The sequence below is a fragment of the Spirosoma panaciterrae DSM 21099 genome (assembly GCF_000374025.1).
GTDB lineage: Bacteria > Bacteroidota > Bacteroidia > Cytophagales > Spirosomataceae > Spirosoma > Spirosoma panaciterrae.
Genome location: NZ_KB893189.1, coordinates 41471 through 68352 on the forward strand (window position 1 = coordinate 41471; position 26882 = coordinate 68352).

Sequence of the window (26882 nt, forward strand, 5' to 3'; positions counted from 1 at the left end):
ACATCATTTCGTTCCTCCACCCAGCGCACGATATAGATCCACTAAGGCCAGAAACTGAGCCCGTTTGGTCATAACCAGCGCTAATTGCGCTTCAAAGACATTTCGCTGGGCAGTGATTACTTCCAGATAGGTAGCATACCCGTTCGCGAACAATTCGTTTGACGTTGCCGTCGCCTGGCGCAGCACGGCTACTTCCTGACGCTGGAGACTGGCCACGTTCCGATAATTCTCCAGTCCTTTCAGGGCAGTCACCACTTCCGCGACACCGTTGATTATTGTCCGTTGGTAAGCCAGAGAAGCCTCCCGGCTCTGGGCGGTCATCAAGGTTAGATTTCCCTGCAATTGCCGACGATTGAGAACAGGCACCGCCAACCCACCAAAGATACCCAGAGCCAGCGATTGCGGATTCAGGAGAACACCAGGCCGGAAGGCATTGAAGCCCAGATAGGGGGTCAGATTGAGCGAGGGTAAAAACTCAGCCTGTGCCACGGCCACATCGACCTGAGCCGCTTCGAGTTCACGCTCCGCCTGTCGAATATCCGGCCGTCGCCGGATCAGTTGGGCAGGTATACCCGCAGAAATGGCTGTGGGCACCGATTGCTTTTCAATCGATGCGCCACGGGTTATTGGCTGAGGATACCGACCCAGCAACCTGTTCAATTGATTTTCGGTTTCGACAATATCCTGCCTCACACGCCCCTCCAGTGCCTGCGTATTGAGCCACTGCGCTTTAAACTGCTGTACAGCCAACTCCGTAACCCGCCCGGCGGCTTTCTGAACTTCGACCAATTCAACGGCCTTTTGCTGCAACTCAACGTTATCTCCAATTATTTCCAGTTCAGCATCTAAAGCCAAGAGCGTATAATACAACCTGGCGACATCGGCAATCAAGCTGGTAACGATCAGATTACGACCCTCCTCCGACGCCAATATACGCGTGTAAGCCGCCCGTCGCCGGTTACGAAGCTTCCCCCAAAGATCAACCTCCCAGGAACTGCGAAGCCCCAGAAAATAATCGGGTGTTGGGTTCGGAATCAAGCTTGAACCGCTCACATTGCCCGACAAATTGGTGTCGTAATTTCCCACCCCGTTCAGTGTATAACGCCCGTACCGATCGACCGATGCCGTTGCGACGGCATCAATGCGTGGCATCAAAGCCCCCTGGCTTATCCGATAGGTAGCCTGAGCCGCTTCAATACGCTGACGGGCGATTTTCAGATCGAGGTTTCGGGACAGAGCCGTATCGATCAATGCAACCAGATTGGGGTCGGTAAACAGTTGCTGAGGAGGGCGTTCGCCCATGTTCGACGAATCAGCTACAGCCGCATTAGGGTGTTCAGTATAGGCTTGGGGCACCGCTACACGAGGTATCGGTGCTGGATTATGCACTATTTTACAACTACTCAGGTAACCGATCAGAATAAAGTTTATGAGATAACAGGTGGTTTTATGACTCTTGAAGAAGGGCACCATTCGAATTTGTTTTAGTGGATTTGATGGCAGGTTTGGACGTATTGTTGGGCGATTTTGACTTTCCAATCTTCTGGGCCACTGTGGCAAACAATACATACAGGCCTGGTACCAGTACGAGCCCAAATACCGTTCCGATAGCCATTCCTCCGGCGGCTGCTGTACCGATGGAGCGATTGCCCAGCGCTCCGGCACCCGATGCAATACAGAGTGGAATCAGCCCGGCAATGAATGCAAGTGACGTCATCAGAATTGGTCGTAGCCGGGTAACCGCCCCTTCAATGGCAGCCTTTAGAATCGGAAGTCCTTCCTGTTGGCGTTGATTGGCAAATTCGACAATCAGTATAGCATTTTTCCCTAACAGACCAATCAACATGACCAGCGACACCTGTGCATAAATATTATTCTGCAATCCAGCCAGTTGCAGACATAAGAATGATCCAAAGATGCCGGCTGGAAGCGACAGTAAAACCGACAATGGCAGAAACAGACTCTCGTACTGCGCTACCAGTAACAGATACACAAAGACCAGACAGATCAGGAAAATAAAAATGGCCTGATCGCCCGACAGTACCTCTTCCCGCGACATACCCGACCAGGCGAAGGAATAACCACGCGGCAACTCCTTATCGGCAACTTCCTGCACCGCCCGTAGAGCATCACCACTGCTATAGCCTGGTGCTGCGTCGCCATTGAGCAGAGCCGAGGTATACATATTGTAACGGGTAATCTGCTCCGGTCCATACACCCGCTCCAGCCGAACGAAATTGGAGTAGGGCACCATGTCGCCTACATTGTTCTTGACCCGTAGGTTCAGAACATCCTCGGGTTTGGCACGGTATTCGGGCGAGGCCTGTACCATCACTTTGTACATTTGCCCAAAGCGAATAAAATTAGACGCATAGTAGCTTCCAAGCAGGGTCTGGAGGGTGCTCATGGCCTTATCAATCGACACCCCTTTCTGGGCCGCTTTGTCCTGATCGACCTGTAACAGATATTGCGGGAAGCTCGGATCAAAGCTCGTGAAGGCATTTCCGATTTCGGGTCGTTTTTTCAGAGCTTGCACAAACGCATCGGCCACCTTCTTGGTCTTTTGCAGGTCACCCGTTCCCGTACGGTCGAGCATCCGTAGTTCGAAACCGCTCGAATTTCCGAATCCGGGCACCGTTGGCGGTGGAAAAAACTGGATACTGGCATCCTGCACCCGCTTCGTTTTCTCCTCCAACTCAGCAATCACTTCATCCAGCGATTGCTGGCGACTGCCCCAGTCTTTGAGGTTGATCATGCCCATACCGTACGAAGCCCCTACCCCGTCGGTCATCAGACTATACCCGGCCAATGTCGATACGTTGTCAACGGCTTCCAGTTTTGATGCTACCTCCTGGATTTTATCAAGTACCGCTTCGGTACGCTTCAGGGTAGCCCCAACGGGGGTGGTTACGTTAATGTAAATCATGCCCTGATCTTCGGTCGGGATAAACCCGGCTGGCAAAATCGAGTTGACACCCCAGGTCCCAGCGGCAAACAGGGCCAGCATTCCCAGCGTTATAACCCCTCGGCTGGCTACCCGTTTCAGTACGCGCTGATAGCGCCCGGTAAGCGCGTCAAAACCCCGGTTGAACCAGGCAAAAAAGCGTCCCAAAACCCCTACTGAGGTGTGCCCGTGCGATGGCCGCAGCAGCAACGCACACAAAGCGGGGGTAAGTGTAACCGCATTGACGCCAGAAATCACAATGGCGATAGCCAGTGTCAACGAAAACTGACGGTAGAAAATACCGACGGGCCCCGACATAAACGCAACCGGAATGAACACCGCCGACATTACCAGAGTGATAGCCACCAATGCTCCACTGATCTCCCTCATGGCCGCGAATGTGGCTTCACGCGGTTCTAGATGCTCGTCACTCATTTTGGCGTGAACAGCCTCGACGACGACAATGGCATTATCAACGACGATTCCGATGGCCAATACCAGCGCAAACAGGGTCAGCAGATTAATCGAAAACCCGATGCTACTCATGAACGCAAACGACCCAACCAACGCCACAGGCACCGCCAACGCGCAGATCAGGGTTGACCGCCAGTCCTGCAAAAACAGGAATACAACCAGAAACACCAGTACGAATGCCTCTATCAGGGTTCTGATAACTTCGTGAATCGATGCATCCAGAAACCGTGATACATCATAAGCAAAGTTGTAGGTCATACCCGACGAAAAACTGGTTTCTTTCAGTTCAGCCATGCGCGCTTTGATGGTATTAATCACCTCCCGTGCATTCGATCCTGGACGCTGCTTGATCATGATCGAGGCCGAGGGCCGCCCATCTGTTTTCGATAGCATATCGTAGTCCAGAGAACCAAATTCGATGTCGGCCACGTCTTTTAGTCGCAGAATCTGTCCATCGTGTTCCGCCCGTAAAACAAGGTTTTCGTATTGTTTGGGATCAAAAAATTTGCCGCTATAGCGCAACACATATTGCAGCATCTGCGGGGCACGGTCAGCACTTTCGCCCGCTTTACCGGGAGCAGCTTCTACATTTTGCTGCCGAATTGCCGTGATCACCTCATCGGGCGAGATGCTGTAGGCCGTCATCCGGTCGGGTCGGAGCCATACCCGCATGGAGTACTCCCGCGAACCCATAATATCGACAAAGCCAACCCCATCGATCCGCTTTAGTTCGGCCAGTACATTGATGTCGGCAAAGTTATAGATGAACTTTTCATCAACGGTTGGGTCTTCGCTGAAGATGTTCAGGTACAGCAGCATACTGTTCACCTCTTTTTCTGTCGATACCCCGGCTTTAATAACCTCTTCGGGCAGTTCATCCATCACGGTCGTGACGCGGTTCTGGACTCCCATAGCTGCCAGGTCAGGATCGGTACCTACATTGAAAAAGACCTGAATAATGGTAGTTCCATCATTACCCGATACGGAATTCATGTACACCATGCCGGGTACCCCATTGATGGCCCGTTCGAGGGGCATAGCCACGGCTTTGGTCGCTACTTCGGCATTGGCTCCAGTATATTTGGCCGTTACGGTAACCGATGGGGGTACTATATCTGGAAACTGCGTAACGGGCAATTGTCGTAAGGCTAATATCCCCAGCAGCGTAATCAACACCGAAATAACGGCCGACAGCAGCGGGCGTTTTATAAACAAATCAAACATGAGGGTGTCTATTTCATTGTTGAGCAAGTGTAGCAGGAGCGGATGTGCTATCGGCTTCTACAGCCTCCGGGATAATCTGATCACCATCGCGAATGTTCTGAATCCCCTCATATACAACCCGTTCGCCCGGTGCCAGTCCAGACCGAACAATGTAGTTCAGCCCAACCCGCGCCTGGGGGACAAAACTTCGGGATTTTACTTTGTTGGTTTTATCCACCACGTACACGAAGTTCTTATCCTGCACCTCGAATACGGCCTTTTGCGGCACTAACAACGCATCACCCACAATATTAGGAAGCCGAATTTTACCGGATGATCCATGTTTCAGCAGCTTTTGCGGATTCGGGAAACGGGCCCGGAAGGCAATGGTTCCTGATTCTTCTTCAAAAACACTTTCCATGGTTTCAATTCGCCCCTTATGTGGGTATGGGGTTTCGTCGGCCAGCATCATTTCTACTTCCTGTCCATTTTTCCCAGTCAGTTCTCGATGCTTTTTCAGGAAACCCAGGTATTCTTTTTCTGATACGTCGAAATAGGCGAACACCTCCCGAATGTCGGAAACCGTGGTTAGCAGAGCCCCTTCCTCGATTAGACTCCCTATTTTGAATGGAATCCGGTTGATTACCCCGTCGAATGGCGCCCGAATGCTGGCATGAGCCAACCGTAAAGAAGCTGTTGATAGAGCCGACTGAGCCTCTTCAATCTGCGCCTTTGCCACATCGAGTTTCGCTTTAGCCAGGTCTAATTCGGAAGGCGAAACAATTTTTTTCTCAACCAGCAATTTAACCCGGGTAACTTCTACTTCGGCCGTTTTAGCACTGGCCTCCGCACTTTTGAGTGAGGCCGCAGCTTTATCCAGTCCAACTTTGTATTCGGCCGCATTTAAACTAAACAGCAACTGGCCCTGATGAACGGACTGGCCTTCATCGACATAGATTTTTTCAAGAAAGCCGGATACACGGGCGCGTATTTCGACGTTTCGAACGGCCTCAAGGGTCGTCACGTAGTCACGCTGGAGTGTGGTAGACTGCCGGGCCAATTGAACCACAGGCAGCGTTAATTTTTCGGTTTGCTCAGTCTGTGCATCCTGACCCGAACAGCCAGCCAGGCATAGGCTTATCAACAAAGTGAGCGATTGAATTGTATTTTTCATGGCTTCATAGAGGTATATAGGAGCAATAGCCAATGACTTACGCCAAAAGCCTGCACAACAGAATTTCTGAAAATTGAGGTACGCAATGGACACAACCCTTCGAACTGACGAAGAGCCAGTTCGATGAACCCGTACATAACCAACTGCGGGGTCTAGGCTACACCCTGTGGAGGTGGGGCAGGAATTTCCAGCACACAGGAGGAAACAAACTCAGGCTGAAACGGTATATTGCCCGTCAACAGGCGCTGAACGGGTAATCGCTTAGGGGCAAAAACAAAGAATGGGGTAAAATCGTAGTCTTGTTCGGGTTCGGTCAACTCGGTATTGACCGGGCCACCGTGCTCAGGAATGGCATCCTGCAACCCCAGACATTCTTCCAGTATGAACTCACCAATACTCTCAATTTGGTTCACCGAACCATCGGTGTGGCCGACGGTGGTTTGGCCGGACCGTACGATCGTACCCTGAACGTCGATGCTTAGATTGAGCATCGCCAAGGCGATCAGAAGGCAGAGCAGCCGATATACCAAAAAGTTATAGTATTGTTTCTTCATATCGTTTACGAACCAAATGTAATCCGGCAAAATCAGAAACTCAACTGATTTTTTATCAGATAGTTAGAAAACTTGGATAAAGATAACTCATTCCAAGATAGATTAAATTTAGATTAAAAAACTTACGTTTACTTATGATTTTTTTACGCATGTCAACCCATCATCCTTACCTGATTCCGATTCAAACCTGGTATGAGGGCGCCTTCCCCCTTGATGAGCGACGCGATTTTTCGGATTTGGTTCGCCTGCTCTCCTGCCCGGATATGCACCTGTGCGCCCTGCTTAACGACGACAGCCTGGTTGGGTTTATTCTTTACTGGCAATGGGATGAGGTCATTTTCGTAGAACACTTTGCCATTGCTCCCAATGAGCGCGGTAAACAATTTGGCCAACAGGCACTGACTAAGTTGCTCGAATTACCCTTTCAGTATTGTCTGTTGGAAGTAGAACGTCCTGTCGATGAAACAGGCTATCGGCGTATCCGATTTTATGAACGGCAGGGGTTTACCCTGAATCCATTCGATTATATCCAGCCCCCTTATCAACCTGACAAAGCACCTGTACCCATGCGATTCATGTCTATCCCAGCCTTGCCAGATTCGACAACCTATGAGCAGTTCAGCGTATTGATTAAAAAGCAGGTGTATGAGCGATTTTACAAAACCATTTGACGTCTGTAAAACGATGTCAGCTCCACAAGACTGAACGATCGATCTGGTCAATTGTCGCCCTACCTGTCAGAATCATTGCCAATTCCAATTCCTCCCTCAGAATAGCCATCACTTTGGCAACCCCATCGGCCCCACCACAGGCCAGCCCGTAGCAAACTGGTTTACCTACCAGCACAGCACTGGCACCCAAGGCCATAGCTTTAAGTACATCTGTGCCCCTACGGATACCGCCGTCAAGCAAAACAGGCACTCGTTTGGCAACACGCCTGGCAATTGATGGAAGCACGTCGATGGTAGCAGGCACTGTATCCAGATTCCGACCACCATGATTGGAGACCACAATACCCGAAACCCCTGCCTGAATTGCCCGTTCGGCATCTTCAGCATTTAAGATGCCTTTCACCAGTACCGGAATGTTCACCAAAGAGGTTAACCAGGTTATGTCGGTCCAGGTCAGAGGCTTTTTCTGGGGGCCAGGGGCAAGCATATAGGGTGCCTGTATCCCGCTTGGCAAACCGAAATTAATCCGTTGCTCTCGATTACGCACCCCGCCAACAGGTGTATCGACCGTCACACAGAGCGCCCGACAGCCTAAGGCTTCGGCTTTTTGCACCAGGTCTTTCGTAAATTCCCGGTCGTCACGAACATACAACTGAAACCATAAAGGTTTTGTAGCGTTCTCGGCAATCGTTTCGAGGGGTGTGGTAGTAAACGAACTGACAACATAAGTGGCAGATGCAATTCCAGCCCCGCGTACCGTAGCCAATTCTCCGTCAGGATGCATGATCCGATGGTAAGCCGTAGGCGCTATCAGAATAGGATAAGCTAATTCATCGCCAAACAGCGAGACGCGCGTATCGGGTTGGGTCATGTCGGCCAGTACTGTCGGATTAAGCTTAATCGCATCAAACGCCAGCCGATTCCAGCGAAGCGTTAGCTCATCAGCCGCTCCACTCGCTACGTATTCATACGCCAGTCGGGTCATTTTAGCCTCTGCTTTTTTCTCGAAGTCAAAGAGGTTGACCAGATCCGATAAATCCACGATTTCGCTAATTGGAAAATCGACGGATGGGTTTGTAGTTTGATTTTGATTTATAGAAGCAGGAGCTTGGTCACTGGCCTGGACGTTCATCGGTTAACGATCGGTTATCGCTGTAGGCGAATTTTAGGATTTGAATCTCATTTTTATCTAAAGCCAGAAACCACCACATTCTAAGATAGACCCACGAAAACAGGTCGCACAGGGCACAAAAAAACCGGCCAACTACCTTTCGGAAGTTGGCCGGCAGGAAACCCGCGAATAGATTACGCGTTTTGCTTCATCCGAATGATGTTCAGGGCAGCACCTGCCTTGAACCACTCGATTTGACCTTCGTTGTACGTATGATTGACTTGGAATTCGTCGGTTGTACCATCCGCATGATGCAACACGATTTCGAGCGGACGACCTGGTGCAAACTCGGTCAGCCCTTCGATGTCGATTACATCATCTTCCTGAATTTTATCGTAATCGGCCGGGTTTGCAAAAGTCAGTGCCAGCATCCCCTGTTTCTTCAGGTTTGTTTCGTGAATCCGGGCAAATGAACGAACCAGAATAGCCCGAACACCCAGGAAGCGAGGCTCCATAGCTGCATGTTCACGCGATGACCCTTCACCATAGTTTTCATCCCCAACGACGATTGAGCCAATGCCCGCAGCTTTGTAAGCGCGTTGAACAGCAGGCACTTCGCCATACTCACCCGTCAACTGGTTCTTCACTGAGTTTGTCTTCTCATTGAAGTAGTTTACGGCGCCGATCAGCATGTTGTTCGAAATATTGTCGAGGTGACCACGGTACTTCAACCATGGACCAGCCATCGAAATGTGGTCGGTGGTACACTTGCCTTTCGCTTTGATCAGCAGTTTCAGCCCTTTAATGTCGGTACCTTCCCAGGCTGGGAATGGAGCCAGCAATTGCAGACGGTCGGACGTTGGGCTAACAATAACCTGTACGCTAGAGCCATCTTCGGCTGGAGCCTGATAACCTGCATCATCTACAGCATAGCCTTTTACGGGCTGCTCGATACCGGCAGGCTCGTCCAGTTTTACCTGTTCGCCCGCTTCGTTGGTCAGCGTATCGGTCATCGGATTGAACGTCAGGTCACCCGCAATGGCAAATGCCGTCACGATTTCGGGCGATGCCACAAAGGCGTGTGTACCGGCGTTTCCATCGTTCCGCTTCGCGAAGTTCCGGTTAAAGGAGGTGATGATTGAGTTTTTCCGGGTAGGATCGTCCATATGGCGCGCCCACTGGCCGATACAAGGCCCACAGGCATTCGCCATCACTACCCCACCAATTTCTTCAAAGGTGTTCAGCAGCCCATCGCGTTCGGCCGTAAAGCGTACCAGTTCAGAACCAGGAGTTACGGTAAACTCCGCTTTGGTTTTGAGGTTCTTTGCCGTTGCCTGAGCAGCTACCGACGCCGAACGGGTCATGTCTTCGTAGCTGGAGTTGGTGCATGAACCAATCAGACCCACTTCCAGTTTGGCTGGCCAGTTGTTTTCTTTTACCGCTTTGGCAAAATTCGACAGCGGCCAGGCCAGGTCGGGCGTAAACGGGCCATTGATATGCGGTTCCAGCTCCGACAGGTTGATTTCGATCAGTTGATCGTAGTACGATGCGGGATCAGCATACACTTCATCATCCGAACGCAGGTGTTGTTTCACACCATCAGCGGCTTCAGCGATTTCAGCCCGACTGGTGGCTTTCAGATAGTTGGCCATCTTCTCGTCATAGGCAAAGATCGACGTGGTTGCGCCAATTTCAGCACCCATGTTACAGATGGTTCCTTTACCCGTAGCCGACAGGCTCTCAGCGCCTTCGCCGAAATATTCAACAATGCAACCTGTACCACCCTTTACGGTCAGGATACCGGCAACCCGAAGAATAACGTCTTTTGCCGATGCCCAGCCACTCAGTTTACCAGTTAGTTTTACCCCGATCAGTTTAGGCATTTTCAACTCCCAGGCCAGTCCCGCCATTACGTCGCAGGCATCAGCACCACCCACACCGATAGCGATCATACCCAGACCACCCGCATTGGGCGTGTGCGAATCGGTACCGATCATCATACCACCGGGGAACGCGTAGTTCTCAATCACCACCTGGTGAATGATCCCCGCACCGGGTTTCCAGAAACCAATGCCGTACTTATTCGAGATCGACGACAGGAAGTCGTATACTTCTTTGTTTTTGCTTTTGGCAATATCAAGGTCCTTTTCAGCTCCTACTTCAGCCTGAATCAGGTGATCGCAGTGAACCGTTGAAGGAACTGCTACCTTCGGCCGACCTGCCTGCATAAACTGCAACAAGGCCATCTGAGCCGTTGCGTCCTGCATGGCTACGCGGTCGGGCGCAAAATCCACGTAGGCTTTTCCCCGCTCATACGCCTGGGTGGGCGTACCGGCAAAGAGGTGACTGTATAAAATCTTTTCCGACAGAGTCAGCGGTTTGCCCACTGCCTGCCGGGCTGCTTCGACGCGTTCACCAAGGTTGGCATATACACGCTGAATCATGTCTAAATCAAAAGCCATAGCAAATGAGGATAACAGGTTACTGATAAAAGCTGTTCTACAAAGACAACCAACGAATTCACAAAATGGATTCCGGTTAGCGTGCCAAAATTAGAAGATTCTGGCACGTTTTGGAAATATTACTTTGGATTACCGCCTACAAGATGGCAAGAGGGCTCTAAAATGGTATCAATTCTGGCCTTTCGCTCGTTATTTGATCCGGTCCTCACCAATAAATAACCTCTCTCATCTATATTGGCGACCTATTTCGTTTTTATTTTCTATTGAATGCGGTTCACTTTAATTCCCCTCGCAACCCTTTTGTTGGGAATGAGCTTTTCTTTCGTTGCCTGTGAAGAAGCCAACCCAACCTTGCCCACCACGTTTACAGCGGTTTTGAACGGAGCCAATGAGAAGCCCAGTCCAACAACCTCCAGGGCTACAGGCACTTTCAAAGCCATCCTGGATGAAACCACGCGGGTTCTGAGTTATACCATTGCCTATGAAGGTATGAATCCAACCATGGGGCATCTTCACCGGATCGACACAACCCGAACCGATGGAACGGGTCCGGTCGAGATTCCATTTCCGAGTCTCACTTCCCCCATTGAAGCCAGCACGACGGCCCTGACACCATTGCAGATTTACCGCTTAAAACACGGACAGTTCTATGTGAATCTTCACACAAACCAGTACCCTGCCGGTGAAATCCGTGGAGAGGTTCGAACCAAATAAGTAGATATACCCCGGCATCCGTACGGAAAACCACTGGCTCTATTTACCCAGAATTTGCTATGACGAATAGAGAATACCCCTATATTGCGGATTAAAAGCACATTAACTCACCAATCGTAGATCAGATAGCGGAATTCTTTTGCGCTGCTGACGATAAGCTACTAACTCCTATGAAATTTGCAAACATCACGCTCGTATTTGCCGCCGTTCTTGCCTTTGGCTTAATTGCCTGCGGTAACGATGAGAATCCAACGATTTCATCGACCAAAACAACGTTAACCGCAAGCCTGAATGGGGCAAGTGAAAAGCCTAGCTCGACCAGTTCGGCGGCTACTGGTACATTTACCGGCGTTGTCGATGAAACTACGCGGGTACTAAGCTACACGGTGACCTACACCGGCCCATTCACTTCGTCGTTAACGGCCGGTCACCTGCATCGCGTTACAAACACTACAGCCTTGACCGGAGGGGTTGAAATCCCGTTCACCAGTCTGGTGTCACCCATTACAGGCACCTTCCAACTGGCCAACCAAAACCGGGTCGATAGCTTAAAAAATGGCTTTTATTACGCGAACCTGCATACGGCTCAATATCCGGGCGGTGAGATTCGTGGAGATATCAAAAAGAAATAATTCATTAACTTACACTATGGGCGTAAAAAAGGCCAGTCTGCGGTTGCAGCACTGGCCTTTTGTTTGAATTGAAGAGCCCGCTGATTACGCTACCGTAATCGTTTGAGCCGGTTGATTGGTTTCAGGATTCTTGGGTAGAACCACTTTCAGGACACCATCAGCATAGGTGGCCGAAATACGCTCCGTCAACACTTTATTGTTTAGCTGAAAAGCACGTTCGAACGAACGGTGTCCATACTCCTGATAGGTGTATTTTGTCTGATTTTCCGCCGATTCCGCTGGTTCTGTACCTTCATACGATATCGTCAATACATCGTTCTTTATGGCCAGTTTGATGTTCTCTTTGGCAAGAGCCGGTGCAAACAGGAAGATGGTATAGTCGGTATCGGTTTCTTCGATATTGACAGGTACTTGCTGGAACCAGCCGCCATGACGGCCTCCCCAGAAACCGCCAGCCTTGCCGCGTCCCCAGGGGCCGCCAAATCGGCCGCGTCCAAATCCGCCCCACTGACCGCAATTTCCTTTATGTCCTCCTTCGAATGCTTGTTTGTTATACATGGTTGTGTGTTTTTTTATTTGTGTTTACTGATTTTACGATTGTTTTATGGCAACAGTTTAGCCAATTGGAATAACCCGGCTATAGGCAGGGGAAACGACGTTTGACCGATAGGCCGGGTCGTCGATAGAAATGATGGTTGCCGATTGCCAATGCCCTCGGTTCAGGGGGCCAAACGCCCGACCAGCTAATCGAGGACCGACGAAGCGAGCCAGTAGAAAAAGCCCAGCCCCTACCAGCAGGACTTTCAAAATGAGGGTTAGCAGAAACAGGGCTAACCCGACAGCCAGTGCGACACCGGCTATTCTCCAGATGATGTTCATGTTGTTTATGGTTTAATACGTGCTAAAAGTCCAGCTTAGAAGAAGAGTGGTAATTACCAATCAGGACGCGTCGTTTCACTAATCTGCTTCCAATTCAGGTGCTTTGATAGGGATGACGGAGAGGGATTTGTTTTTACTTTAACCGATCGTAAAAATTTTTCAAAAAATTAGTTAACCAAATTTATAATTCGAACAGAATCTATTACAATCAATTGATATACAATTAGTTATACATAAAAGTCACCACAGATTATTTTTCAAAAAATTCAGTGATCGTTTATAAAATGAGACACCTCCAGAGGTAACGCTACATCTGGAGGTGCATAAAAAGAGTTTGAAATCGATCTTTTATCAGGGATTTTGGAGATAGACAGAGGCAGTGCTGTTTACATACTGTAGCTGCCCTGTAGGCTCAAACCGAATGCTTCGGGCCATCGCATTGTTTGCCGAAACAGTAACCATATGCCCATCCCGAATAACTACATCATCGCAAACACTCGGCACCCGCCCACAACTCCAGGTAGTAGCTGTATTCCAGCTTCCCGATGATGTACTCTGGCAAGCGCCCCGACTGATGATAATATCATCGATTCGTAACTGGTCCCGTGCCCCTGAAACCCCTACCCCTGTATAGTAGTACTGCCACAACAGCTGGATATACGGTTTATTGAGTAAGGTAGCTGGTAAGGCAACAGGGCCAATTACCTGACTATGTCCCGGCAAACTATTGCGCACATATTCGACAGGATTATTGGATGCATCCAGCAGATCGGTAAATGGTCCAGAGTTCCCAATTCGATAGCGGAGCCGAATGTTATAACGTCTTGGATTGGCTGTAACAGTTCCGCCCGTCCATTGCACCGAGGCTTCAGTCAGATTCGTAGTGCGAAGTGCAAGCACTACCCCTCCCAAAGCCGTCGAAACATAGCCGGTTGGTGCACTACCCGTATTGATTAACGCAATTCCATCCGTACCTAATCCATTGATCCGGGTAGCACTGGTCAGGTTATAAGCCCCTTTCACCGTATCGGCCAGCGCATAGGTTGCCGATAAGGTAGGGTCTGCCTGATTCATGCTGACGAAGTGCATATTGGGTGGGTAGGTACCCGAAGGCGTTGTGGTCGAAAACTGGTCAAACCGATACTCGCATGCACTCAATGTATAAGCCGAAGGCTTACCAATAAAGGAATTATCTTCATCAAAAAGGGCTGTCAAAGTCCGATTGGCAGTTGGGTTGAAAGAATAGGCCGTATCGGTCGAAATGGTGGCTCCATTTTCCTGCCAGGCAACAAATCGGTAACCTACCAGCGGTTTAGCCACTACCCGAACCGTATTACCCTGAAAATATACCCCTGTCCAGGGATATGGATTGGCCGAAACGCCCGGAGTCGATGACAGAATATCGATCGTATTGATTTTTACATATCCCTGCGAAGCATCTGAAACTGCCAGGGTAATATTCCGGTTTGCAGTCAGGCTAAATCGAGCACGCAGGTGATCGCGCACTGCAGACGGACGCTGTTGCAGAAAGGTACGCACAATATTGACATTGTTGAGCCATTTGGTAACCGAGTTTCCTGTCTTCCAGCGGTTGAAATGCTCATCCATATAAGGCTGGTGAGCCTGCTGAAATGAATCGAGCAACGCAACACCCCGGCTGGTTATAAATGTGGTATTGAGCAGGTCGGCAAATCGATTGATAAAGTACGATTTATAGCTACTCACCTCCAGCAATCGACGCAAAAAGCGGGTGTATTCGGTAACCGACGCATCATAACCGGCCGTCGAGGTTGCCCGATCCAGGGAGTTGGACGTATAGGAATTTCCGGCCCCCATTGTCCAATCCATATCATTCATCATCCAGCGAAACCGGCCGTCTTGTCCTTTAGGGGCATTGGCCAGGTATTGGCTGGTCCGTTTTCGCCAAAGTTGCTGGTTGTTGTACGGCCAGTCGAAGTTACCCGAATAAATTTCTGTGATCTGGTAGTCCGAAAAGCTTTCGACATCCATAAGGGTAGTTACATAATTGTAGTCGATGGTGGGCGTCCCAACAAAATAGTCTTTCATGGCGTAAAACTTCACCAGATCACCATCATCGGCAACATAAGCACCATAATCGAATTTGATGACATCGACACTGTCAGCATCTACTTTATAATTGCGATTTATATAGTATTTATCATACCGCTCCATCAAGGTATGCACACCCCAATACTCACCATTCATCAAAACTACGCTTAGGCGATTGGATTGCGTCTCGAACGGAAGATGCCGTACCATGGTTTGCACAAACGCATCGATCAGGGTCGTGTTATCCCAGTCATTACCACCATTTCGAAGCAACAGCCGGTTATAAAACTGGTTGATCGGCCGATTTGCGAAAAAGGGGTAGCTGAAATCACTATCGCCGTATAGCCGTAGTGCCTTACGCGGGACAGACCGCGAGCAGCCCCCATTGATGGACATATCGATCTGTTGATTCAGGATCGAACTCCCGTTGATAAAAAACTGGGCATTGGCCGATCGCTCCCAGTTGTCCCCTTTTAAGGTAAAATTACCGGGCGAACAGAAGATCGTTTCGGCCGTTGGGTTGCCCGATCGCCAGCCATCAAATGTGGCTCCTGCCGTATATATTCCTGAATTGTAGTCGAACAACGAACGCTCATTCGTAGCGATCGACACAACCGGCAGATTTCCAAACCGACTGGTTGGCGCAATCAAATAGGTTTCGGTGACAATATCACTCATCAACGAATTGGGCTTGTAGGCCACGGCCCGCACGACTGTCCCTTTAAAGATGGGGGATGTAGGTACATAATACGGAGACGAATTGAAAGTCGACGATTTTAGCGATACGTCGTTTGGGGCGCTACTTCGATCAGTAATCGTCAAGGGAGCCGTATACGTATACGACTGATAACTATCCGTCAGTAAAGAACCATATCCTTGGCCGGGTATTTCGGGGTAGTTGTTTTTATACTGAAACGTATTAGGACCTGGGCTGAAAGGGTCCGGCTCTGAACCATCCAGCGTATAATAAATGGTAGCTGTGGGATCAGGCGATGTAATGGTGAGGCTAAAACCCGCCGTATAAAAGCCGCCAACCTGGGAGAACGTAGGGGCACTTACGATTTCCGCATAGCCAGTTTTTGAATTATTACTGGCGCCAGGGCTCGTATTATTGACCGAGTTGGTGCGTTGAAAATAAAACCAGTTTGCGGTACCATCGGGTTGACGTCCCCACGAAACATCGGTACGTTGCGCCCCAAATATAACCTGATCGACTAACGAGGTTCCATCAGGCCGTACCAGACTAATCATCTCGCCATCGGCCGAAAGCTTAAACCCAACGTGCAGTGCCCCACGAGTAGGCATATCGCTGGCCCACAACAGGAGAAAACCATTCGCCGGAATTATGGTCTGGGATGACCCCGTTGGTAGCTTATATTTTGTAAGCGTAGCATTATCGGAAACATAATAACCGGCAATATCAACGGGCGTAGCATTGGGATTATAAATCTCAAACCAGTCTTCATACGAACCCGAGCCATCCGCAATGGTTCGGGAATTAGACGCCATAAGCTCGTTGATATAAAGCTGTTGGGCCTTACTGCTCAGGCTCATTACTGCCAAAAACGTAAGCAGCAAGCTGGTGTAGAGGCTTTTAGCGTTCATGGCGGAAAATGTTTTTCATTTTTAATTGATTTTACAGGATAAACCAATTAAAAATGCAGCAAAATCGACGCCAATCTGATTATTTCGGGATTATAAATAACCTCAAATCCCGGAAACAGTAACTTTCACTTTTCCCATAATAAGCCCTAAAACCGTATATCAACCCACAATTTTCAGGATAGTCTGGTATAAAACTTCGCTTCCTAAAGCCAGATCTTCATAGGATGCATATTCCAGCGGGTTATGGCTGATCCCATCTTTACATCGCACAAAGATCATTCCAAAATCACAAGCCTCCGACATGACCAGCGCATCATGGAACGGGCCGCTTACTAGTTCTGGCGCATCCAGATCTAGCTCCTCACAACTCGCCCGAATGGTATCCTTAATCCAGCCAGCGCAATAGCTTGATTTGATGTCGGTATCGACGGTGAGTTCGTAGCTAAGTCCATGCGTTTGCGTAATCTCGTCAATGGCATTTTTCAATTGCTGTTCGCAGTTCTTCCGGCGCACCATATCGATATCGCGAAACTCCATTGTCATGCTGACAGCTTCGGGTATTATATTTCGTGAGGACGGAAAAACGTTTAGGGTGCCGACCGTTCCTACAGTTGGGGCAGGCGTAAACTGCGAAGCAATTTCATTGACGGCTATCACGACTTTAGCCGCTCCTAACAAGGCATCTTTCCTCAGAGGCATAGGCACTGACCCAGCGTGCCCTGCCATTCCTTTTAGCTTCAAACTGAGCAATAAAGGCCCGGCTATTCCACTGACTATACCAATTGGCTTGTTGGTTTTGTCCAGAATTGGCCCCTGCTCAATGTGCAGTTCAATAAAACACCGGATGCTACCGGGGGCATATTCATCCTCTTTAAACTTGGTAATATCACAGCCAAAGTCGATCAGCGCTTGCTCACGAGTGATTCCATCTTTATCGGTGCGCTGCAACTCCCCTTCCTCCAGTTTACCCAGAATTCCTCTCGACCCGAATAGCCCCTTATTGAACCGCCAGCTTTCTTCATCGGCAAAAGCAATCACATCGATACTGGCTTCGGGAACAATTCCTTTTTCGGCTATGGTACAAACGGCTTCAATGGCACACAGGACTCCGGCAATCCCATCAAAACGACCACCATACGGCTGGGTATCAAGATGGGAACCGGTCATTAAGATGGGAGCATCCGGATTTTTGCCCATTAATCGACCAATCAGGTTTCCAAAGCTATCGATGCGCACGGTTAAGCCAGCCAACTCCATCCAGCCTCTGGCGTGCTCAAACATTTTTTTTTCCAGGTTAGAATGCGCAGGTCGGCACATGCCCGTCTCCCCTATTTTCCCTAGTTCACTCGATACCTCAAAGAAATGCTGTAAACGTGCCGCGTTGATGTTCATTCAGAAATACAGTTTAGTCTTTAATTGACAGTTAGGTTCGCCTTTGTGACCTTATATCGGACAGCCATTACTAACTACTAGATATGGCTGACGATATCGATCGACAAGGCCCCTGAATAAGTATACATGACGCCTACCGAAAGCCCCAATTCACGAGCCCCGGTAAGTTGAATAGCCAAACGGGTTTAGGAGTAGTGGAACGTGATAATGTTCGCCCGTTGTGATGGCAAACGTAATCTCGACAAACGGGTAAAACGTAGCCACATTCAGCGACTCAAAATAGTCGCCCGTTTCAAAGCACAATTTGTAAATGCCCGTGGGCAGTACCGTCTCATTCGAGAGCAGATCTCCGATACGTCCGTCAGCATTCGTCATTCCCCGGCCAATCTCCAGCCATTCTCGCTGTTGCTGGTATAGAATCACATGGACGTTTTTCGCTGGTTTGCCTCGAGTTGTATCCAGAATATGGGTGGTAATCGCACTCATGCCATCAAAAGTTTATCCAGTCGAATTTTGGTAATCTTATTCTGTTCCTGCATCGCTACTAAGATTTCTTCCCCTGGCGAATGAGGCAACCGCGACTCCAGAATGGCCAGCATCTCCTCTGCCGATTTACCCGTAGCACAGACGATGAATATATAGCCAAATTTCGCTTCATACAATCGGTTTCCTTCAGATAGTCGTTCGAGAATGGTTTCCGAAGCTCCTGCCACCCCCGACTGCTCCCCCGATGCCCACTTTCGCGTATTGGCATATTTAGACCGTAAGGAGTCTATGTCGCCGATTTTTGGATGCTGTTCAAACGCTTCTTTCCAATCGGTTTCGGAGCAGCCAAACCAGATAATTTCGGCCTGCCGAGTTACCGTTTCCCGGCTATCGGCCGGAAAGATTTTCACCATTTCGGCAACCCAGTTCGAGGAGCCACAACAGGTCGTTAGGGCTGCTCTTAACTCAGCACCAGACAATTCATTCAATTCAGACAAAGTCATATGTATAACTTGCAGCAACTAAATTACGGTTGGAAAACGGTTGACGTTCTTATAATATATATATACGGCTGGCTCTTTTCCCATAGCCGTAAACCACTGCTGGCAGTAGGGAGCCATCCAGATCGAATCGCCTTTTTTTATCGGATACCAGTCTTTATCGAGCATATATACGCCCTGCCCCTGTAGATAAATCAAGCCATGTTCCATAATGTGCGTTTCGACAAAGGGCAGATGGCCTCCCGGATCGTACGTAAAAATATTGACCGCCATATCGAACGAAAGCGTATCGGGCAATAACACCTGTAACCGCAACGCCGGGTCGCCTAAATAGGTAGGGGCCTCAATAGCAGCCGCATCACCGAATAAGACCGGGGGCACGTCGTACCCGTCCAATTTTTCATATACCTTATGAAAACTGAGGAGTTGGGTTCCTGGTTCTGGCTCTTCGAATCGATATACCTTACCGATGGGGATATAGACAAATTGCCCCTGGTTCAGCTTTTGTTTCTCACCATCGACTATAGCCGTAACATGCCCCTCGATTACATAAAAAAACAATTGTGAAGCCTCTGTAACACCTCGCATTGTACCCTTGTCCGTCAGGGTAATGAGTGTCTGGCACAGGTGGGCTCCCATTTGCTCATTGATAATTACATGAACCGTACAATTCTCCCAGCCGGGCACCCGACTGTTGATGTACCCATCCGGGCTGATGATGGCATGATTGCGTTTGACAACCGACCGGGTAAGTGCTGATATTTCCATAGTATCTTTTTATAAAATTCTTTCTCCGCTCTCCTAACATGGCTTGAACACTGCACGGCTCAATCCACAATCAGATTTTTTATAAACTGATCGGCTACCTTCAGGGCAGCAGCCAGGTCAGCCAATTCAACCTGTTCGAGTGGATTATGACTGATTCCTTCGAAACATCTGACAAACAGCATGGCTATAGGCGCTACTTGCGAGATCGGAACCCCATCATGTCCGGCTCCACTAACCAGTTGTATTACGTCATATCCACTTTCTGCAATCGCTGTAGCCAGCCGGTTCGTCAGTTGCGCATCACAAGCTACCGGAGCAGTTTCCTGAATGAGCTTCCACCCAACCGTAACGGACCGCATCCTGCCAATGTCGAAACAGGTATCCTGCAGCGACTGGTAGGCCCAGGCTAACACAGCCGCATCGCTACTACGCATATCCAGACTACAAACCACGTCGCCCGGAATCACATTGCTGGCGGCATTAGCAACGACCAGCTTTCCCACTGTAGCCACCAGATTCGTTTGGCCAGCAGCTAGTTGCTCGGCACTCAGAATGAATTCAGCAGCCGCACACAGTGCATCCTGGCGCATAGCCATTGGAACGGTACCGGCATGACCTGCCATTCCTTCGAAAGTAATCTCAATCCGTTTTTGTCCGGCAATAGCCGTCACAACAGCCACGGGAATGGCCTTTTCATATAGAACCGGGCCTTGCTCAATGTGGATTTCGAAGTAGCCCAGCCAATCCTGAGGTGCAATGGCATCAGATTTCAAACGGCGGCTATCTCCACCCATGGTCTGAATAACCTCAGAAAGCCATGTACCCGAAGCATCTTTTTGGTTCAGCAGCGCGTCGTCGAACAATCCAGCGACAACCTTACTTCCTAAATAGGTCGTATGAAACCGGACGCCCTCTTCGTCGCTGAAAGCAATCAATTCGATATGAAATGGCAATGGTTGACCCAATTGAATAAGTTGTTCCAGCAGATCAAGCCCCATAATTACCCCAAGAGGCCCGTCGAACCGTCCTGCGTTGACCACCGTATCCATATGCGAGGCTATGACAAAGGTTTTGGCCGATTCGCAGGGGCTCACCCATCGCCCCCGAACATTACCAATGGCATCCACACGAGTCTGTAAACCCATTTCGCGCATCCACTGCTCAATCAGGCGACTCCCTTCAAGAAATGACGGTGTACCAAACGTGCGGGTAATCCCCATAGTGGTTTCACTGATCGAAGCCAGTTGATCTATTTTATCAAGTATTGCCTTTGCTCGTCGACTATACCCACTCATTTTTTGAACCGGTCTGCTTCCTGATTTCACTCATCGTCCTCTTTATAGCTACACTCCAGTACCTATTTCTTTCCATCGCATCCCCGTCAGGTTGAGGATATGTACTTAACCCTGTCCTTTCGTCGGCCCGTTTAGCAATACCTTTCCCATGTTGAGCCCTGAAAAATTGCCCTGCTTAAACACCAGATCACCTGCCAGGTATGTTTGTTCAACCACCCCGTATAGCGCTTCATTCAGGTACGGAGTTATTTTGTGTTTATGCTCAAGGATAGACTCCGATACGACGAAGGTTTCCGCAGGGTCCCAAACAATCAGATCGGCGTCGAATCCTTTAGCGATTTTCCCCTTTCGGCCAGCCAATCCCGCCAACACAGCCGGTTTTTCGCAAAGCCAACGTGCGATATCAGATAACGTACACCCTCGCTGACGGGCCGCCGTCCACAGCACAGGCAGCGCAAACTGAAGCGATGCTATCCCACCCCAGGCTTTCATGAAATTACCGCTCTCCAGTAGTTTCAACTCGGCGGGTGCTGGCGAGTGATCGGTGGCCACAAAATCAATAATTCCCCCTTTCAGAGCCTCCCACAGTCTGTTCCTATTGGTACGTTCCCGGATGGGTGGCGCACATTTGAACTGCGTCTGTCCATCCGGTATTCCCTCGGCTTCGAAAAACAAGTAGTGTTGTGCCGTTTCAACAGTAAGTGGCAAACCGTTTTGTTTAGCCCTGGCAATTGGCTCTATCGAGTTGGCTGAAGATAAATGAACAATGTGCGTACGGCAGTTAAATTCCTCACACAACCGAATCATCAGCGCAATGGCGTTGTCTTCCCACTCTTTCGGCCGCGAAGCCAGGTAATTCTGATAGGATCGAACTTCGCCCGTAGCCCGTGTTTCATCCGTCGACAGTTCGCAGTGTACCAGTAGAGGTAGGTTATACCGGGCAAGGATCGGCATGGCTTTCCGTAAATCATTCTCAGACGTATTCGGAAACTCATCGATCCCCGAATGCGTCAGAAACGCCTTAAACCCCAATACGCCTTTCTCAATCAGTGGTTCTATCTCGTTTGTATTCCCGGGTACAAGTCCTCCCCAGAACCCGCAGTGGGTATGCAGCTTGCCCGGAAGAGCCGCTAGTTTCTGATCGAATGCATCGGCAGTAGTAGTCACTGGTGATGAATTAAGTGGCATATCAACCAGCGTGGTTAAACCTCCGGCCAGTGCTGCCCGAGTAGCCGTATCAAAACCTTCCCAGTCTGTACGGCCAGGCTCATTGATGTGTACGTGAGGGTCGATAACACCAGCCATTACTACCTTATCCCCAAGATCGTGCACAACTGACGAAAAATCAGAGGGCAGTTCCGATAAGACGTCAGCAATCCGGCCATTATTCACCCAAACCACTGCCTGTCTGATGCCATCAGGCGTAATAACCTGACTACTTTTTAGCGCGAAATCGGTCATACTGCTTTTCGTATCATTCCCCTATCGGATTTTCTCCTGAAACGGTTGGCTTGTATGCCAGTACCGAAAATTCTCGTTCGATGGGCTTACGTGAATCCACGTAGAAGACTAAAAATAGAAAATTAATGGCTATACTAGAGGTCAATACTACCGAAAACAGCCGAAACGACCATGAAGACCATCCTGAAAGAAAATGCGTACGGTAAAAATGCGATTAACCTATCTAAAATCATTCGGCACTCTACTCACCATGAATTCCGCCAGATTTCTGTCAATGTATCGTTGAAAGGCGACTTCGAAACCGCCCATACACTAGGCGACAATTCAAAGATTCTGCCAACCGATACCCAGAAGAACACGGTGTATGCACTTGCCAAAGATCACTTTACGGATTCCATCGAAAACTTTGCCCTGTACCTCGCCAATTATTTCCTGGCAAACAACCCACAGGTTAGTCAGGCTACGGTCGACATTCGTGAACTACCGTGGACACGGATGACGTTTGATGGTAGCCCACACTCTCATGCTTTTGTGGGTGGAAACTCCGAAAAGCATACGACCACCGTTACTCAAAACCGAGAGAATACAACCGTTGTGTCTGGAATTCAGGACTTACTAATCCTGAAAACAACTGATTCAGGCTTTGAAGGCTATATCAAGGACCAGTTTACCACCTTGAGGGAAACCGCCGATCGAATTTTGGGGACGCAATGCGAAGCAAGCTGGGAGTATAACCACCAGGGGGCTGACTTTACGGATCTTTTCACAAAAATCCGGGAGACGCTGCTAAAGACATTTGCTCATCATAAGAGCCTTTCTGTTCAACAAACTCTGCTGGCTATGGGAGAAGCTGTCCTTAACGAAGTTCCGGAGGTCCAGGAAATAAGTCTGAAACTCCCCAACAAACACCATATTTTATTTAATCTGGAGCAGTTTGGTCTGGAAAATAAAAACGAAATTTTCATCGCAACCGACGAACCCTATGGCTACATCACCGGGACAATAACCAGAGATTAGGAAGTTGGGAATGGCTACCCTATTCTAATTCATCTACATCAGCACTCCGCTTCCTGTTTCCTGGAACTAAATCTGGCGTCAATATAATTTTTCGTAGGTGATTCGGATCAGTCGGTCAGCATTCAACGCATCATCATCCAGAATTCGCATCTTGTTGGTATCGGGAATAAATACGTAATCATCCCAAAGTTTCAATGTTCTATCGCCAGAACGGACAACAACCGTGCGCTCATCTACGCCCACTGGCAACGTGATCTCATTACCAAGCCGGAGGTTTTTCGGCAAGATTACAAGTGTAAAAAGCCGTCTGGTCGCCGTCGGGCTACCAAAACCGCCTAATCGGTATCGATAGTTTTCCTGTGAAAGAACGGCTGTGTGCTGCGATGGTAGCGAATCCGATTTTGCGAGCGACCTGGGTTGCTCTATTCCATACACCTGTCTTAACAGAAGACAAAAAATGGACAATACACCAATTTTCATAGCCTGATTGAGAGACTTCTTTCAAAGAAAAACGAACCGTTACGACTTGTATGCCTTTAAAATACAATTTTCTTTTCATCAAGCCATAGCGTAAAACACGATTACCACTAAGGCTAAAAAAATAAGAGCAGCTCCAGGCTGCTCTTACCAATCAATTCAGGTTTCTGAATCGATTAACGACCACCAAACAGACCGCCCAGCATACCGCCCAGGCCTCCTCCGCCCTGCTGAGTGGCTACCCGAAGCAAGTCGTTCATATCCAGTTTACCGTCGGCCATGGCAGAGCCAGCCATTCCCATCCAGTCAATCCCCTGCTGGCCAGTAGCCGCGCCCAAAATCGAATTTCCATCTACACTGGAATCATTCGGGTCAGAGGCTTTATGCATAAGTTTGCTTAACACCATCGGAACCAGTGCACCCGCCACCGACATAGCAACCTGGGGCGAAATGCCCAGTTTTTCCATCAGATTCTGTTCGACATGGCTTTGTACACCCTGCGTAACGGGGCTTTGTTGAACATTTCCTCCATTAACAACCATACCCAGCAAATTACCAAGCCCTCCCCCCTGAGCCTGTTGACCCAGACCGCTCAGTATGCTACTGGCTACAGTCTGCATCACGCTCTCATTCTGACTGTTTGGAATAGCCGGATTGTTAATTACGGACTGGCCAGCCTGCTGTTGCACTAGATTCATCAATGTTTCAAACATGGTTTCTTGTTTTTAATGGTTAAGCGGGAAAAGGTTTCTTTTCTTGATACCCGCATTAAAAATAGGTAGACGACAACTGTTACTTCAACTAGAATCGGTTTTATTTGTCGTAAATCTATCAATTACGCTTATGACGCACGAAGAGTCCAAAAGTAGCAACCCAACTTCAGAAAAAAAGTTGTTTACCGAAAAAGCAAATCTGCTACTTCCAGATTTACTCTATCCGAGCGAATCCGACGAACCCCTCGAAACCGTTACCTGTTACTTAAAACAGCCCGAACCGCTCACGGTAAGTCAGATTAAAGATTGGTTGATGATTCCCCCTGAAATATATGTGGAAGAAGTACCGGAAGCCGATTTCTGGGAACCTGTTGTTTCCGAACAGGATTGGTACGGTGATGACGAAAAGGCCCGAACGGCCAAATTTCAGGAGTTACAAAAGCTGGTCGAAGCTGATTTGTCCGTACGACAGGTATTTCGCGTAGGCGATTCCGAAATAGATGTGTATTTACTTGGTCTGCAGGCCGACGAAGGCCGGGCCGGATTAAAAACGAAGATAGTGCAGACGTAGCGGCAATAACAGAAGCGAGGAATGAGTAGTAGGAAGACCGCTATGCGCCATCAATTCCTATTACCCACTCCTCGCTTCTACTACTAATTTCTGTTTACTTCACTTGTTCCACAACGGCGGCAAATGCTTCCGGGTGGTTCATGGCCAGATCAGCCAATACTTTGCGGTTGAGTTCGATGCCCGATTTGTTGAGGGCACCCATCAGTGCCGAATACGACATACCATTGATACGAGCCCCGGCGTTGATCCGCTGAATCCAGAGAGCCCGGAAATCACGTTTCTTGGCACGACGGTCGCGATACGCGTATCCTAATCCTTTTTCGACAGCATTTTTCGCTACTGTCCAAACATTTTTACGCCGACCAAAATAGCCTTTAGCCAGCTTCATTACTTTTTTCCGACGCGCCCGTGAGGCTACGTGATTGACGGAACGTGGCATTTTGTTTTAAATTGTTTTTTGACGACAGGCGGAAAGACAAAGAGCTGATGGTCTATTAACGACTAATCCAATCAGGCATCATTCATAAAACCTCTTTCACTTAAAGCCCGGCATCGGGTGAAACATAGAACCAGGATGCAACCCGCATCCCTTTTGACAGACTAAACGTTTAGCAACGCTTTGATGCGACGCTCGTCTGTACTATCCACCACAGCAGCGTGTACTAAATTCCGCTTCTGCTTTGTGGTTTTTTTCGTCAGGATATGACTGTGGAAGGCATGCTTCCGCTTGATTTTACCGGTGCCGGTCAGCTTGAAACGCTTCTTGGCAGCCGAGTTGGTTTTTACTTTTGGCATTGGAATAAACCGCTTGTATGGAACATTTTACGTAAACAGGCCGCAAAGTTAATAAAAAAGGAGGAAAGGAAGAAAGGGGAAGGCTGAAAAGAAACAGAATCTGCTTCTAACGCCCCTTCTCCTTACTTCCCTTCTTCCTCTTAGGTTGAATTTTGCTTATTTCTTACTGACAACCTTAGGCGACAGGAAAACGGTCATGCGTTTTCCTTCAAGTTTTGGCTCAGCTTCAACTTTACCGTAATCCTCCAACCCTTTGGCAAATCGCTCAAGTAATTGGGTACCCCGGTCTTTAAATACAATAGCCCGACCTACAAACTGTACATAAGCTTTTACTTTAGCGCCTTCTTTCAGGAAGTTTATCGCGTGTTTCAGTTTGAAATCGAAGTCGTGATCATCGGTATTTGGACCAAACCGAATCTCTTTAATAACGACTTTCGTAGCATTGGCTTTAATTTCTTTCTGCTTTTTCTTCTGCTCGTATTTGAACTTAGAGTAATCGACAATACGGCAAACAGGCGGCACGGCATTTGGAGACACTTCAACGAGATCGAGTCCCTGTGCCTTAGCCATCGCCTGTGCTTTATTTATGTCGTAGATTCCCTGCTCTACATTTTCACCGACCACCCGAACTTCGCGGGCCAGGATGCGCTCATTGACTTTGTACGGTTCTTCAACCACACGACGAGGTGGTCTGCGCTGGGGTAATGCCATAGATTGTGTTTAGGGTAACAAATTGTTTAACGCTGACTTTTAAATTAACTGATGAAAAGTCGCTTGGATAACGTAACGGTTTTTAAAAAGTTCGGTAAACTATTGAAAATACCACTGCAAAACAAGTTTACAGTCCGTACTTGATCGTTTTCGGTTGACCAACGCCTGCTTTAACCCACGTCAGTCAACCGAAACCGTCAAGT

At 48.8% G+C, this 26882-nt stretch carries 25 protein-coding genes; 5 read left to right on the forward strand and 20 right to left on the reverse strand.

What is annotated here, in order from left to right; translation table 11 throughout:
* Nucleotides 1–3 precede the first annotated feature (3 nt).
* From B153_RS0118535 to B153_RS0118550, 4 genes are all read right to left on the reverse strand, one after another.
* A complete protein-coding gene (locus B153_RS0118535; RefSeq protein ID WP_020598238.1) occupies nt 4–1473 on the reverse strand; it encodes a TolC family protein in 1470 nt (489 codons plus the stop codon).
* Nucleotides 1448–4642, reverse strand: coding sequence for an efflux RND transporter permease subunit (locus tag B153_RS0118540; RefSeq protein WP_020598239.1), 3195 nt, complete (start codon nt 4640–4642; stop codon nt 1448–1450). The genes B153_RS0118535 and B153_RS0118540 overlap by 26 nt, the downstream gene beginning before the upstream one ends.
* Before the next feature lie 13 nt (nt 4643–4655).
* On the reverse strand, nt 4656–5795 hold the full coding sequence (locus tag B153_RS0118545; RefSeq protein ID WP_020598240.1) for an efflux RND transporter periplasmic adaptor subunit: 1140 nt from the start codon (nt 5793–5795) through the stop codon (nt 4656–4658).
* A 152-nt stretch (nt 5796–5947) separates the two neighbouring features.
* Nucleotides 5948–6349, reverse strand: coding sequence for a hypothetical protein (locus B153_RS0118550; protein WP_026262255.1), 402 nt, complete (start codon nt 6347–6349; stop codon nt 5948–5950).
* A 149-nt stretch (nt 6350–6498) separates the two neighbouring features.
* Between B153_RS0118550 and B153_RS0118555 the strand changes: the two genes are divergently transcribed.
* Nucleotides 6499–7020 carry a GNAT family N-acetyltransferase gene (locus B153_RS0118555; RefSeq protein ID WP_245564904.1) on the forward strand — a complete coding sequence of 174 codons (522 nt, stop codon included), beginning with the start codon at nt 6499–6501 and terminating at the stop codon, nt 7018–7020.
* Nucleotides 7021–7036: 16 nt separating this feature from the next.
* Here the strand turns inward: B153_RS0118555 and B153_RS0118560 are convergent, their stop codons facing one another.
* Nucleotides 7037–8152 carry an alpha-hydroxy acid oxidase gene (locus B153_RS0118560; RefSeq protein WP_020598243.1) on the reverse strand — a complete coding sequence of 372 codons (1116 nt, stop codon included), beginning with the start codon at nt 8150–8152 and terminating at the stop codon, nt 7037–7039.
* A 173-nt stretch (nt 8153–8325) separates the two neighbouring features.
* Nucleotides 8326–10593, reverse strand: coding sequence for an aconitate hydratase (locus B153_RS0118565; RefSeq protein WP_020598244.1), 2268 nt, complete (start codon nt 10591–10593; stop codon nt 8326–8328).
* Nucleotides 10594–10902: 309 nt separating this feature from the next.
* Here B153_RS0118565 and B153_RS0118570 point away from each other — a divergent pair, with 309 nt between their 5' ends.
* Both B153_RS0118570 and B153_RS0118575 read left to right on the forward strand, forming a co-directional pair.
* Complete coding sequence (locus tag B153_RS0118570) at nt 10903–11307, forward strand: CHRD domain-containing protein (RefSeq protein ID WP_020598245.1); 405 nt, start codon at nt 10903–10905, stop codon at nt 11305–11307.
* Between the two features lie 170 nt (nt 11308–11477).
* The gene (locus B153_RS0118575; RefSeq protein WP_020598246.1) at nt 11478–11939 is read left to right on the forward strand and encodes a CHRD domain-containing protein; all 462 of its coding nucleotides are present in this window, start codon (nt 11478–11480) and stop codon (nt 11937–11939) included.
* An 84-nt stretch (nt 11940–12023) separates the two neighbouring features.
* Here the strand turns inward: B153_RS0118575 and B153_RS0118580 are convergent, their stop codons facing one another.
* The 9 genes from B153_RS0118580 to allB all read right to left on the reverse strand — a co-directional run bounded on the left by B153_RS0118580 (nt 12024) and on the right by allB (nt 22395).
* Nucleotides 12024–12497: an Hsp20/alpha crystallin family protein gene (locus B153_RS0118580; RefSeq protein WP_020598247.1), complete on the reverse strand. Its 474-nt coding sequence runs from the start codon at nt 12495–12497 to the stop codon at nt 12024–12026.
* 57 nt (nt 12498–12554) lie between these two features.
* Nucleotides 12555–12818 carry a hypothetical protein gene (locus tag B153_RS0118585; protein ID WP_020598248.1) on the reverse strand — a complete coding sequence of 88 codons (264 nt, stop codon included), beginning with the start codon at nt 12816–12818 and terminating at the stop codon, nt 12555–12557.
* Nucleotides 12819–13169: 351 nt separating this feature from the next.
* A complete protein-coding gene (locus B153_RS35435; RefSeq protein WP_020598249.1) occupies nt 13170–16493 on the reverse strand; it encodes a CotH kinase family protein in 3324 nt (1107 codons plus the stop codon).
* Between the two features lie 159 nt (nt 16494–16652).
* Nucleotides 16653–17885 carry a M20 family metallo-hydrolase gene (locus B153_RS0118595; RefSeq protein WP_026262258.1) on the reverse strand — a complete coding sequence of 411 codons (1233 nt, stop codon included), beginning with the start codon at nt 17883–17885 and terminating at the stop codon, nt 16653–16655.
* A gap of 150 nt (nt 17886–18035) precedes the next feature.
* Nucleotides 18036–18371 (reverse strand): hydroxyisourate hydrolase, encoded by a 336-nt coding sequence (gene uraH / locus B153_RS0118600; RefSeq protein WP_020598251.1) that lies wholly within the window; start codon nt 18369–18371, stop codon nt 18036–18038.
* Nucleotides 18368–18874, reverse strand: a complete 507-nt coding sequence (gene uraD / locus B153_RS0118605) for a 2-oxo-4-hydroxy-4-carboxy-5-ureidoimidazoline decarboxylase (protein ID WP_026262259.1) — start codon at nt 18872–18874, stop codon at nt 18368–18370. Before uraD ends, uraH begins: the two co-directional genes overlap by 4 nt.
* A gap of 18 nt (nt 18875–18892) precedes the next feature.
* Entirely contained in the window at nt 18893–19639 is a 747-nt protein-coding gene (allE, locus tag B153_RS0118610; RefSeq protein WP_020598253.1) for a (S)-ureidoglycine aminohydrolase, read from the reverse strand.
* A gap of 59 nt (nt 19640–19698) precedes the next feature.
* Complete coding sequence (locus tag B153_RS0118615; RefSeq protein ID WP_026262260.1) at nt 19699–20934, reverse strand: allantoate amidohydrolase; 1236 nt, start codon at nt 20932–20934, stop codon at nt 19699–19701.
* 105 nt (nt 20935–21039) lie between these two features.
* A complete protein-coding gene (allB, locus tag B153_RS0118620) occupies nt 21040–22395 on the reverse strand; it encodes an allantoinase AllB (protein WP_020598255.1) in 1356 nt (451 codons plus the stop codon).
* Between the two features lie 171 nt (nt 22396–22566).
* Between allB and pucL the strand changes: the two genes are divergently transcribed.
* Nucleotides 22567–23412, forward strand: coding sequence for a factor-independent urate hydroxylase (gene pucL / locus B153_RS0118625; RefSeq protein ID WP_020598256.1), 846 nt, complete (start codon nt 22567–22569; stop codon nt 23410–23412).
* A gap of 78 nt (nt 23413–23490) precedes the next feature.
* On the opposite strand, the gene B153_RS37740 is transcribed toward pucL, so the two are convergent.
* Nucleotides 23491–23697 carry a hypothetical protein gene (locus B153_RS37740; protein WP_157634746.1) on the reverse strand — a complete coding sequence of 69 codons (207 nt, stop codon included), beginning with the start codon at nt 23695–23697 and terminating at the stop codon, nt 23491–23493.
* A 368-nt stretch (nt 23698–24065) separates the two neighbouring features.
* Complete coding sequence (locus tag B153_RS0118635) at nt 24066–24602, reverse strand: DUF937 domain-containing protein (protein ID WP_020598258.1); 537 nt, start codon at nt 24600–24602, stop codon at nt 24066–24068.
* 130 nt (nt 24603–24732) lie between these two features.
* Here B153_RS0118635 and B153_RS0118640 point away from each other — a divergent pair, with 130 nt between their 5' ends.
* Nucleotides 24733–25173 carry a nuclease A inhibitor family protein gene (locus B153_RS0118640; RefSeq protein WP_020598259.1) on the forward strand — a complete coding sequence of 147 codons (441 nt, stop codon included), beginning with the start codon at nt 24733–24735 and terminating at the stop codon, nt 25171–25173.
* A 94-nt stretch (nt 25174–25267) separates the two neighbouring features.
* Here B153_RS0118640 and rplT read toward each other — a convergent pair whose 3' ends face one another.
* The 3 genes from rplT to infC form a co-directional block, all read right to left on the reverse strand.
* Complete coding sequence (gene rplT, locus B153_RS0118645; RefSeq protein WP_020598260.1) at nt 25268–25612, reverse strand: 50S ribosomal protein L20; 345 nt, start codon at nt 25610–25612, stop codon at nt 25268–25270.
* Nucleotides 25613–25773: 161 nt separating this feature from the next.
* Nucleotides 25774–25968 carry a 50S ribosomal protein L35 gene (gene rpmI / locus B153_RS0118650; protein WP_020598261.1) on the reverse strand — a complete coding sequence of 65 codons (195 nt, stop codon included), beginning with the start codon at nt 25966–25968 and terminating at the stop codon, nt 25774–25776.
* Nucleotides 25969–26124: 156 nt separating this feature from the next.
* A complete protein-coding gene (gene infC / locus B153_RS0118655; RefSeq protein WP_020598262.1) occupies nt 26125–26679 on the reverse strand; it encodes a translation initiation factor IF-3 in 555 nt (184 codons plus the stop codon).
* Nucleotides 26680–26882: the final 203 nt, after the last annotated feature.

Coding starts and splice junctions, on each gene's coding strand:
- B153_RS0118640 (WP_020598259.1), top strand. CDS start 24,733: ATGACGCACGAAGAGTCCAAAAGTAGCAACCCAACTTCAGAAAAAAAG.
- B153_RS0118575 (WP_020598246.1), top strand. CDS start 11,478: ATGAAATTTGCAAACATCACGCTCGTATTTGCCGCCGTTCTTGCCTTT.
- rpmI (WP_020598261.1), bottom strand. CDS start 25,968: ATGCCAAAAGTAAAAACCAACTCGGCTGCCAAGAAGCGTTTCAAGCTG.
- B153_RS0118545 (WP_020598240.1), bottom strand. CDS start 5,795: ATGAAAAATACAATTCAATCGCTCACTTTGTTGATAAGCCTATGCCTG.
- uraH (WP_020598251.1), bottom strand. CDS start 18,371: ATGAGTGCGATTACCACCCATATTCTGGATACAACTCGAGGCAAACCA.
- B153_RS0118560 (WP_020598243.1), bottom strand. CDS start 8,152: ATGAACGTCCAGGCCAGTGACCAAGCTCCTGCTTCTATAAATCAAAAT.
- B153_RS0118535 (WP_020598238.1), bottom strand. CDS start 1,473: ATGGTGCCCTTCTTCAAGAGTCATAAAACCACCTGTTATCTCATAAAC.
- B153_RS0118550 (WP_026262255.1), bottom strand. CDS start 6,349: ATGAAGAAACAATACTATAACTTTTTGGTATATCGGCTGCTCTGCCTT.
- uraD (WP_026262259.1), bottom strand. CDS start 18,874: ATGACTTTGTCTGAATTGAATGAATTGTCTGGTGCTGAGTTAAGAGCA.
- B153_RS0118585 (WP_020598248.1), bottom strand. CDS start 12,818: ATGAACATCATCTGGAGAATAGCCGGTGTCGCACTGGCTGTCGGGTTA.
- B153_RS0118635 (WP_020598258.1), bottom strand. CDS start 24,602: ATGTTTGAAACATTGATGAATCTAGTGCAACAGCAGGCTGGCCAGTCC.
- B153_RS0118570 (WP_020598245.1), top strand. CDS start 10,903: ATGAGCTTTTCTTTCGTTGCCTGTGAAGAAGCCAACCCAACCTTGCCC.
- allE (WP_020598253.1), bottom strand. CDS start 19,639: ATGGAAATATCAGCACTTACCCGGTCGGTTGTCAAACGCAATCATGCC.
- B153_RS0118555 (WP_245564904.1), top strand. CDS start 6,499: ATGTCAACCCATCATCCTTACCTGATTCCGATTCAAACCTGGTATGAG.
- infC (WP_020598262.1), bottom strand. CDS start 26,679: ATGGCATTACCCCAGCGCAGACCACCTCGTCGTGTGGTTGAAGAACCG.
- rplT (WP_020598260.1), bottom strand. CDS start 25,612: ATGCCACGTTCCGTCAATCACGTAGCCTCACGGGCGCGTCGGAAAAAA.
- allB (WP_020598255.1), bottom strand. CDS start 22,395: ATGACCGATTTCGCGCTAAAAAGTAGTCAGGTTATTACGCCTGATGGC.
- B153_RS0118615 (WP_026262260.1), bottom strand. CDS start 20,934: ATGAGTGGGTATAGTCGACGAGCAAAGGCAATACTTGATAAAATAGAT.
- B153_RS35435 (WP_020598249.1), bottom strand. CDS start 16,493: ATGAACGCTAAAAGCCTCTACACCAGCTTGCTGCTTACGTTTTTGGCA.
- B153_RS0118580 (WP_020598247.1), bottom strand. CDS start 12,497: ATGTATAACAAACAAGCATTCGAAGGAGGACATAAAGGAAATTGCGGT.
- B153_RS0118595 (WP_026262258.1), bottom strand. CDS start 17,885: ATGAACATCAACGCGGCACGTTTACAGCATTTCTTTGAGGTATCGAGT.
- B153_RS0118540 (WP_020598239.1), bottom strand. CDS start 4,642: ATGTTTGATTTGTTTATAAAACGCCCGCTGCTGTCGGCCGTTATTTCG.
- B153_RS0118565 (WP_020598244.1), bottom strand. CDS start 10,593: ATGGCTTTTGATTTAGACATGATTCAGCGTGTATATGCCAACCTTGGT.
- pucL (WP_020598256.1), top strand. CDS start 22,567: ATGAAGACCATCCTGAAAGAAAATGCGTACGGTAAAAATGCGATTAAC.